Origin of the sequence: Hydrogenobacter sp. (assembly GCA_041287335.1) — a bacterium.
In the GTDB taxonomy this organism is placed as follows: Bacteria; Aquificota; Aquificia; order Aquificales; family Aquificaceae; genus Hydrogenobacter.
In genome coordinates this window covers 1-8,826 of record JBEULM010000041.1, presented here as the reverse complement: position 1 = coordinate 8,826, position 8,826 = coordinate 1, and the positions used below count along the sequence as shown (strand labels likewise).

The 8,826-nt window shown below is 42.0% G+C and carries 9 protein-coding genes; 4 read left to right on the top strand and 5 right to left on the bottom strand.

All coding sequences use genetic code 11. The annotated features are described in order from the left end of the window. Positions 1-1,526: DNA polymerase/3'-5' exonuclease PolX (polX, locus tag ABWK04_06025; GenBank protein MEZ0361430.1), on the top strand; the 1,526-nt coding region annotated here is incomplete at its 5' end. On the opposite strand, the gene ABWK04_06020 is transcribed toward polX, so the two are convergent. From ABWK04_06020 to ABWK04_06010, 3 genes are read right to left on the bottom strand one after another with little or no spacing between them, the layout of a single operon-like run. Beyond that, entirely contained in the window at positions 1,519-2,436 is a 918-nt protein-coding gene (locus ABWK04_06020; GenBank protein MEZ0361429.1) for a 2-dehydropantoate 2-reductase, read from the bottom strand. The two genes, polX and ABWK04_06020, sit on opposite strands and share 8 nt — an antisense overlap. Continuing rightward, the gene (locus ABWK04_06015) at positions 2,433-2,930 is read right to left on the bottom strand and encodes an NYN domain-containing protein (protein ID MEZ0361428.1); all 498 of its coding nucleotides are present in this window, start codon (positions 2,928-2,930) and stop codon (positions 2,433-2,435) included. Before ABWK04_06015 ends, ABWK04_06020 begins: the two co-directional genes overlap by 4 nt. A gap of 4 nt (positions 2,931-2,934) precedes the next feature. Further along, the gene (locus ABWK04_06010) at positions 2,935-3,489 is read right to left on the bottom strand and encodes a nucleotide exchange factor GrpE (protein ID MEZ0361427.1); all 555 of its coding nucleotides are present in this window, start codon (positions 3,487-3,489) and stop codon (positions 2,935-2,937) included. A 42-nt stretch (positions 3,490-3,531) separates the two neighbouring features. Between ABWK04_06010 and hemN the strand changes: the two genes are divergently transcribed. From hemN to ABWK04_05995, 3 genes are read left to right on the top strand one after another with little or no spacing between them, the layout of a single operon-like run. Next, positions 3,532-4,902: an oxygen-independent coproporphyrinogen III oxidase gene (hemN, locus tag ABWK04_06005; protein MEZ0361426.1), complete on the top strand. Its 1,371-nt coding sequence runs from the start codon at positions 3,532-3,534 to the stop codon at positions 4,900-4,902. Then, entirely contained in the window at positions 4,899-5,819 is a 921-nt protein-coding gene (locus tag ABWK04_06000) for an ABC transporter ATP-binding protein (protein MEZ0361425.1), read from the top strand. The genes hemN and ABWK04_06000 overlap by 4 nt, the downstream gene beginning before the upstream one ends. Continuing rightward, the gene (locus tag ABWK04_05995; protein MEZ0361424.1) at positions 5,788-7,038 is read left to right on the top strand and encodes a hemolysin family protein; all 1,251 of its coding nucleotides are present in this window, start codon (positions 5,788-5,790) and stop codon (positions 7,036-7,038) included. The genes ABWK04_06000 and ABWK04_05995 overlap by 32 nt, the downstream gene beginning before the upstream one ends. 4 nt (positions 7,039-7,042) lie before the next feature. On the opposite strand, the gene radA is transcribed toward ABWK04_05995, so the two are convergent. After that, positions 7,043-8,371, bottom strand: coding sequence for a DNA repair protein RadA (radA, locus tag ABWK04_05990; protein MEZ0361423.1), 1,329 nt, complete (start codon positions 8,369-8,371; stop codon positions 7,043-7,045). A 38-nt stretch (positions 8,372-8,409) separates the two neighbouring features. After that, on the bottom strand, positions 8,410-8,826 hold a 417-nt coding region (locus tag ABWK04_05985; protein ID MEZ0361422.1), incomplete at its 5' end, for a transposase.

Sequence of the window (8,826 nt, the reverse complement as noted above, 5' to 3'; positions counted from 1 at the left end):
GGACCGGGAAGATATCCAGATACGAAGAGCTAAAGGGAAAAGTACCGGAGGATCTTCTTGAGCTTATGAACGTTCCGAGTATAGGACCTAAAACCTTAAAGCTCGCCTACGAAAAGCTGGGTGTTAGAAGTAAGGAAGATTTTATGAGAGCTGTAAGGAGCGGTATGCTGGCAACTCTACCAGGCTTTGGAGAAAAAAAACTCCAGAATATTATGAGGGGGATTGAGTTATGGGAAAAAAGCAAGGAGCGAATGACCCTAATAGAAGCTTACGAAATAGGTGAGGAGTATCTTGCTTATATGAGAAAACTGGGGAATTTAATTGAGAAGATAGAGCTTGCAGGTAGTTTGAGAAGAAGAAAGGAAACGATCGGAGACATAGACATACTTGTATCAGCTCCGAAGGAAAACTGGAATAAGGTACATCAGCACTTTGTGGATTTTCCACAAGTCAAGGAAGTACTTTTGAAGGGAGAAACCAAATCAAGCGTTATAATAAAAAGCGGAAGGCAGGTGGATCTGAGAACGGTTGAGGAACATCAGTGGGGTTCAGCCCTCCAGTACTTCACGGGTTCAAAGGAACACAACATAAGGATTAGGGATATAGCTAAAGCGAAAGGTTTAAAGATAAGTGAGTATGGGGTTTTTAGATCTGACACAGACGAGTGGTTAGGAGGTAAAAAAGAGGAGGAAGTTTATAACCTGATAGGTATGCAGATGCCTCCACCGGAAATAAGGGAGAATGCCGGTGAAGTGGAGCTTTCTCTTGAATGGAAACTTCCCAAACTCCTTTCACGGGAAGACATAAAAGGAGATTTTCATATACACACCGACTGGAGTGACGGCATAGGCTCTCTGGAAGAGATGATCGAAACAGCTTATCGCATGGGTCACAGATATGTGGTTATAGGTGACCACTCCCAATCCTCAAGGGTGGCAAAGGGACTCGATGTGCAAAGGTACAAACAACAGTGGAAGGAGATAGATAAGCTCAAGGAAAAGTATGAAGCTCAAGGTTTTTATATACTCAAAGGTTGTGAGGTAGACATCCTCCCCGACGGAAGTCTTGACCTTCCAGATCATCTACTTGCTGAGTTTGATTTTGTTGTTGCATCAATACATGCGAGGTTCTCACAGGACAACACATACAGGATACTCAAAGCTATGGAAAACCCGTACGTTAATCTCATAGGACATCCAACTGGTAAGTCTTACGGTACCAGAGAGGGTTATCCTTTAGACATAGACAGGATTATAGAGTTCGCCAAAGAGACCGGTACAGCCCTTGAACTAAACACCTTCAGAGCTGACCTGTCACCGGAAAATGTTCGTAAATGTATGGAGCAGGGGGTTTTCATAGCTATAGTTACCGATGCACATGCGCCTGCACACCTCAGGTATATAGATCTTGGGGTAGGTCTGGCAAGGCGGGGATGGGCTTTACCTGAACTTACCTTGAATACGAAAGATGTATGGGGTGTAAGGGAATTTGTCCTCAAAAAGAGAAAGCTCATGATGGCTACTTAAAGTTTTCCCTTGCTTTTATCATATTTGTTATCACCTGATTGATAGGTGCTTTTATTCCTGCCTTGATGGCAAGCTTAACTATTGCACCGTTGAGAGCATCTATTTCCGTTCTTCCTCTTTTTAGGTCCTCAAGCATGGAAGGGTAATGTTCTGCAGTAGGTGGCAGAAGTTTGTTGTAAAAGTGTTCTTTATATTCTTGGGAAGATGTGTGAAAAGTACTTATGCGATTGGCTTTTAAAACCTCAAAAATCTCATCTATTATTCTGTCCATGATCTCTCTGGTGTATGCATTTTCTGCGATCTGCCCGTAAGTTGCAGAAAACAAAGCACCGAGAGGATTAAGGGCGCAATTGTATATAATTTTTTCCCAGAGGTATTTATAAACTTCCCTTTCGTAACGCGCAGGAATTCCAGCTTGGCTAAAAACATGCGCCAGATCTTTTAAAAAGGCTTCTTCCACACTACCTGAGGGGCTACCAAGTACTACATCATCTGCACATACAGTCACTTTCACGCTTCCCCATTTTAAAAGCTTTGCTCCGAATATAACCCTTGAAAGGATCACTCTATCCTTTCCAAAAAGCTCCACAGCTCTTTCGTAATTGCCATACCCATTTTGAGCTATCAAAATATAAGAACCTTCCTTGACAAATTTGTATACGCTTTTTAGAGCGTCTTCGGTGTCGTAGCTCTTTACACAGATAACTATAACGTCAGGTTTGTAGGGAACAAGTGAAGGGTCATTTATCGCCTTTATATTCTGAACAAACTCTCCCCATATACCTTCAACCTTTATACTCTTAAGATCTCTGCCGGGTTTTAAAAGTCCCACAGCATCGTATTTAGCTCTCGTAAGAAAAGACAAAAATACGCTTCCAACCGCACCTAAACCTACCACGAGAAACCTCATTCTTTCTCCTCAAGCCTAATGTACGGCATTATATCCGCAAGATCTATGTATCTATCGCATGCATTTACAAGCTCGACCGCAGAGCTTTCCTTTGTAGATACACAGATAACTTCTTTTCCAAAATCCCTCAAAACCCACACGAGCTTTTCAAAATCGCTATCTCCAGAACAAAGCACCGCAATATCGTAATTGTCTTTGGTAAGTAATACATCTAAAGCCATATCCACATCAAGGCTTCCTTTGTAAGTCCCATCTTTGAGTTGCTTTATGGGTTTTTTAACGACCGTTATACCGCTGAAAGCCAAGAGCTTTATAAAGTTCTCCTGTTTCTCGTCCCCTTCCCTGTAAGCAAGGTAGAAAAAGGTATTGTATATGGTGTAATCTTTTTTGAAGTAATCCACAAGCTTTATAAGATCTATCTTCTGGTGAAGTATGTGTTTTTGCACAAAGTAAAAGTTAGCTCCGTCTATAAATATGCCCGCCCTCTTTCTCATGCCTTCAGGTGATCTCTTCCTCCTGCACTGACACAACAACCTTTGCAGGCCTAAGCACGCGCTCGTGGATCATGTAACCTTTCTTGATGACTTTTGTGATCGTATTTGGTGGTACATCCGGATTGTATTCCTTTTCCACCGCCTCCGCTAGGTATGGATCAAACTCTCTGCCTTCTATCTGGAGTTCCCTTATACCGTACTTCTCAAGTATCCTCCTGAGCTCTCTGTATATGAGTTCAAAACCTTTCAAAAGGGTGAAAGGATCCTGCGTGACGCTGGAAAAAGCTCTCTCAAAGTTATCAACCACCTCAAGCAGATCAAGGGCAAGCTTTTCGTATCCATACTTTCTCTGTTCTTCAAGATCCCTACGGTACCTATCTTTGAAAAGCTCCAGTTCTCTCTGAAGATCTACATATCTCTGATTTGCGACCTTGGCTATCTGCTCCAATTTAGATACCTTCTCTTCAAGTTCCCTTATTTTCCTGTCTTCCTCTCTTAATTCTTCTCTAACTTCTTCCACTTGATGTGTCAATCCTTCTTGATTTTCCTTTTCTTGCATTCCTTCACCTCCTAAAAGAAAGTATATATATTTAAATCTACGATGAGAGCGATTTTTGACAAAAAGCTAATAGAGAAGTATGATAGACCAGGACCAAGATATACGAGCTATCCACCTGCTACGGAGTTTCACGAAGGGATCAGGGAAGAGGATTATGTAAGAAAGCTACTTGAGAGCAATGAAAGAGGTAGACCCTTGTCCCTATACTTACACATACCTTTTTGTGAAAGTGCGTGTTGGTTCTGTGGGTGTAACGTGATCATATCTCACAGAAAGGATGTAACCAAAAGGTATCTTGATTACGTATACAGAGAAATGGAGGCACTGAGATCATACATAGATACTTCCAGAAAGGTGATTCAACTGCATTGGGGTGGAGGAACTCCAAATTTCCTCACCGATAGGGAGATAAGGGAACTTTTCGGCAAGATAAGGGGGAACTTTACCGTTGATGATCATGCCGAAATAAGCGTTGAGATAGATCCCAGGTACCTTTCAGAGAGTCAGCTTGAGACCTTTAGAGAAGTAGGTTTTAACAGGATCAGTATGGGGCTTCAGGACCTTGATGAAGAAGTACAAAGGGCTATAAACAGAATCCAACCTGAGGATCTTATGAAGGATGTAATGAAAAAGCTGAGGGATCTGGATTTTAAGAGTATAAACATAGATCTCATTTACGGACTTCCTTATCAAACACCCGAGAAGTTTAAAAAGACAATAGAGAAAACCATAGCCCTGGATCCTGACAGAGTTGCTGTATTTAATTTTGCTTACGTACCTTGGATAAAACCTCTTCAGAGAAAGATAGATCCTTTGACACTGCCTCCACCTGAGGACAAACTCAAGATACTTGAAATGACCATAGACATGTTTCAGGAGGCAGGGTACGTCTTTATAGGTATGGATCACTTCGCCAAACCTGATGACGAACTCGCTATAGCCCAGAGAGATGGGACTCTTTGGAGGAACTTTCAGGGATACACTACAAAGAAGGGAGTGGATCTTATCGGTATAGGAGCTACTTCCATAGGCATGCTTTACGATGGATACTTTCAAAACTACAAGACAATAAGGGATTACTATATAGCTATAGATGCAGGCAGGCTACCTATTATGAAAGGTTACCTACTTACCTACGAGGACCTTATAAGGAGAGAAGTTATTATGGATCTGATGTGTCACTTTTCGTGCAGTTTTGAGAAGATAGAGAGCATGTTTGGTATAAACTTTGAAGAGCATTTTGAGAGGGAGCTGTGCGAGTTGAAAGAGATGGAATCTGATGGTCTTCTGACAGTAAAAGATAAGAAGATCACCGTTATGCCTGAGGGTAGACTCCTCATCAGGAACATAGCCATGGTCTTTGATGAACACATCAAGAATAAAAAAGAGCTTAGGTTTTCCAGAACCATATGAGTAAACTTCTTGAAGTAAACTCTTTAACCAAAGTATTTAAAGTGAGCAGAGGATTGTTCGGATCAGCATACCATACCGCAGTAAAGGATGTGAGTTTCAGTATAGAACAAGGAGAAATATTTGCTCTCGTAGGAGAGAGTGGTTCTGGTAAAACCACCATAGGCAGGATCATCCTCAGGCTTGAAAAACCCACACAAGGGAGTGTAAAGCTAAGGGGGGTAGACATAAAAAGTATGGGGAAAGAGTATACCAAAAGGGTAGGAGCGGTCTTTCAGGATCCCTTTTCTTCCCTTAACCCTTACATGAATGTGAGGGAGATCATTGAAGAGCCTATGATCGTTCATGGGTTGAAGGACAGAGATGAAAGAATAGGAAAAGTTATGGATATGGTTAGGCTTTCGGAAGAACTTCTTCAAAGAAAACCAAACCAACTTTCAGGCGGACAAAGGCAGAGGGTTGCCATAGCCAGGGCTGTGTCTCTATCTCCCGATCTTTTGGTTGCGGATGAACCGACAGCTTCCCTTGATGCCAGCGTCAGAAAAGAGATACTAAACCTATTTGCAGAATTAAAGCAGATGGGTATAAGTACCCTTCTCATAACCCACGATATAAGGGCTGTTGAGAGAATAGCCGACAGATTGGGTATTATTTATGCTGGCACACTTATGGAGCTTGGAAACAAAGATGAGGTGCTTGCAAATCCCAAGCATCCCTACACTAAGTACCTTCTTGAAAATGTACCCGCACGGCATCCCAGATATAGAAAAATAGATGTGGAGGAAAACGAAATCTCTGAAGGTCAAAACTTGACAGGATGTCCCTTTTACTGGCTCTGTAGTGAAAGGATGGAGGGCTGTAAAGAGAACGTAAAGGAGGTTTTATCCGATGGAAGACTCGTCAAATGCAATTTATACTGAAATCCTCCTGATCGTTTTTCTCTTATTACTTTCAGGATTTTTTTCCTCCTCAGAGATTGTCTTTTTCGGTGCTAACAGATACCTATTGAAGAGATATAGCAAAAGTAAAGCATACAGTCTCCTAAGGAAACTTCTTTCTAAACCGAGGGAACTTCTCTTTTCCGTACTTATAGGTAACGAGGTGGTGAACGTGTTGATCTCTTCTTACGGGACGAAGATATTCGTTGATACCTTCGGGAAAAAAGGTGCTACCCTTTCCGTGTTAGTTATGAGCTTACTGATATTTGTAATAGGAGAGGTAATGCCTAAGAATCTTGTTCTTCCCTTCACAACGAGACTTTCCCTCCTTTACAGTCCGATCTTTTATGTCTTTCATACCCTTTTTGCCCCTGTGAGGTTGCTTTTTGCAAGGTGGGTTGAAAAGCTCTTGGGATCTTCCGAACCGAGCGCTGAGGAAAAAAAGAAAGTGGATCAAGTTTTTTGGGAGATATTTGAGATGGGTCATTATGCGAATCTGTTCAGTACGGAGGAAAGGGAAGCGGTAGAAAGAGCCATGTCCCTTGATGAAGTTCTTGTAAAAGAGATAATGACTCCCAGACCTGACATTTTCGCTCTTGATGAGGAGCTCACCGTTGAGAAAGCCTACAGTAAGATAATTGAGAAGAAACATTCCCGTATACCTATCTTCAAAGGGGATCTTGACAACATCACGGGAATCGTGTACGTGAAAGATATAGTACCCATTTACGAAAACACAAATAAGAAACTGAAGGATTTCAAAAAGGAAGTACTCTTTGTACCGGAGATTTTAAATGTTATTAATTTGCTCAAAGAGATGAGGGTATCAGGTGTACAGATAGCTCTTGTGGTAGGTGAACATGGAGAGGTTGCCGGATTAGTTACCATCCACGATATACTCAAAAGACTCTTAGGAAGCGTACCGGAAGTTTGGGAAGAGGATACAGTCAGAATATCAAAAAGTACTTACAGGGTTTACGGTTGGGCTGACATAGAGAAAGTTGCAAAAATTATAGGTTTTAATCTTCCGGAAGAGTATGAATATGATACGGTGGGTGGCTTTGTTATGGCAAATCTCTCTAAGGTACCCGAAGAAGGTGATGAGTTTGAGTACGATGGCTTTAAGTTCATAGTAGATAAGATGGATGGTAATAGAATAGTGAGTTTGTATATAATGGCTCTTGAAGGTGAGAGAGTTTAACACTTCAAAGGAGTTCTATAGCATCTTTTACATGAGACACGCTGAGAATTTCCATACCCTCCATATGCGTGCTTACAGTTCTTGGTAAGATCGCACGCCTGAAACCAAACCTGTTTGCTTCCCTCAGTCTTACATCTGCAAAGTGAACTGCTCTTAGCTCCCCTGATAAACCTACCTCCCCAAATGCCACGAGATCAATTACTGGTTTATTCTTCAATGAAGATGCTATTGCAAGAGCAACCGCAAGATCTGCCGCTGGCTCCCTAACTTGCATACCCCCAACCACATTTATAAAAACGTCCCTGTCCCTTGTGAATATATTACACTCCTTTTCAAGCACAGCAAGTATTATAGAAAGCCTATTCACATCGTAACCTTGCGCCCTCCTCTGAGGTGTGGTGTATAGAGCTTGTATAGTAAGAGCTTGAACTTCAACGAGGACAGGTTTGCTTCCTTCCGTATATGGAAAAACTACACTTCCAGAACTGTTCGTTCTCTCCTGAAGGAAGAAAGCCGAAGGTTCGGGAACTTCTTCCAAGCCTTTATCAAGCATTTTGAATACCGCTACTTCTCCCGATGCACCAAACCTATTTTTCACTACCTTCACGATCCTATAAAAATTGAATCTCTCACCCTCAAAGTAAAGTACAGTATCTACAAGATGTTCAAGCACCTTAGGTCCAGCAATGTTTCCCTCTTTGGTTATCTGTCCAACGAGAAATACAGGAATATTTTTTGATTTACAAAGTTCCGCAATTTTAAAGGCACACTCCCTTACCTGAGATACAGAACCGGGAGATGAAGAGATATTTTCCGAATACAGAGTTTGGACAGAGTCTACTACGAGGAGTTTGGGACTTACGTTTTGGACAATTTCAATGAGAACTTCTAACCTTGTTTCCGGAAGTACTAAAACTTCTTTACTCAAAACACCCGTCCTTCTCCCTCTAATGGCTATTTGAGAACCTGACTCTTCACCTGACACGTAAAGTACATGTCCGTATCTTTGGGCGTATCTATCGGATATTTGAAGTAATAAAGTGGACTTGCCTATGCCTGGCTCTCCAGCTAAGAGGACCACTTGACCCGTGACTATACCACCACCTATAGCTCTATCCAGATTCTCAAAACCGGTACTTTTTCTTTCAAGCTCTTCCTGATCCCACTCCAGTATGGATTTAACCGGAGATATTTCTCTGTAATTTTTTAAAAGCACACTGTCCCTCTCCTCCACAAACGAATTCCAGCTACCGCACGATGGACACTTTCCGAGCCATTTTGCTGATGAGTAACCGCACTCCTGACATACAAACTGTATTCTATCCTTCTTCATTTCCCCGCTTAGAGTATCCCTTTGCATAGACAAATATCTCACTTATAGACATTTGTCCAAGCATCGGGTTTGGGACTATCACCCAAAACCCCAAAATAGGAGTTCTGAGCGAGTAAGCCCCGTGCCTTACTCCTGAGGCACTCACACCGCTCACCAGACAGGTTTTTCAAAAACTCCTCCACCTGCCTGACAAGGGCTTTGCCAATGCTGTGTAAATTAGAGCTACTTACCCGGTAAGCACGGCTTACCAGATTTTTCGCCCCATTCACATCAGCATTGGTTTTATATCCACATAACCTACATTCAAATCTCTCCTGTGATTTCCTGTTCTCCTTGTCCACATAACCACATGAACTGCATGTCTGTGAGCTGTAGGCTGGATTAACTTCAATAACCTCTATACCATACTCCTCCCTAATCTCTTGTAGCTTCTTCTTTAGCTCCCCATAGCCGTA